Annotated in this window: 2 pseudogenes; both read right to left on the bottom strand. The window is 70.9% G+C overall.

Annotated features, from left to right (window positions below):
* Window positions 1-233, bottom strand: a pseudogene (locus ACYVJE_RS23090) (hypothetical protein); the annotation flags it as partial.
* Window positions 230-536, bottom strand: a pseudogene (locus tag ACYVJE_RS23095) (hypothetical protein); the annotation flags it as partial. The pseudogenes ACYVJE_RS23095 and ACYVJE_RS23090, both read right to left, overlap by 4 nt.

Below are 536 nucleotides of genomic sequence, written 5' to 3' on the forward strand. Positions count from 1 at the left end.
CTAAGGCCGCTTGGCCTCCGACTTGCCAGCTTCACGAACACCCAGGTCGAGAGCGTCGCGTCCACCACGGGGTCCGGCGACCACGCTCCCTGCCGGATCAGCAGACGGGCGCCCAGCAGCAGGCTGAGCAGGACCACGTCCACCGCCATCCCGCCGAGCAGCGGCCCGTAGCGGCGACGGCGCGGCACCGTCCAGATCTGGGAGAGATCGGTCTCCAGGACGAGCAGCATCATCCTGACCTGTGCGTGAGCCCCGCCTGCACCGAGACCGACCGGTCCCAGCCGCTCTCGTGGAGACGTTGCGTGCCGGTGAGGATGAGGTCGAGGGCGAAGGCGAACTCCGCATCGTCGTCGCACGCCTCACCAGCGTGGGGGGAGGTCGTCGCCATCCGCACGATCGCGGGGTACGACGCGGCGAAGGCCGCCATCGCCCGGGACCGCTCCTCGGGGTCCGCCGGCGCCTGAGGGGTGGGCAGCACGTCCCTGGTGAACCCCCACATCCGCGTGGAGAGGGCGTGCATGGTGTGGTGGACGAGG

This window comes from Salinifilum aidingensis, assembly GCF_054782015.1.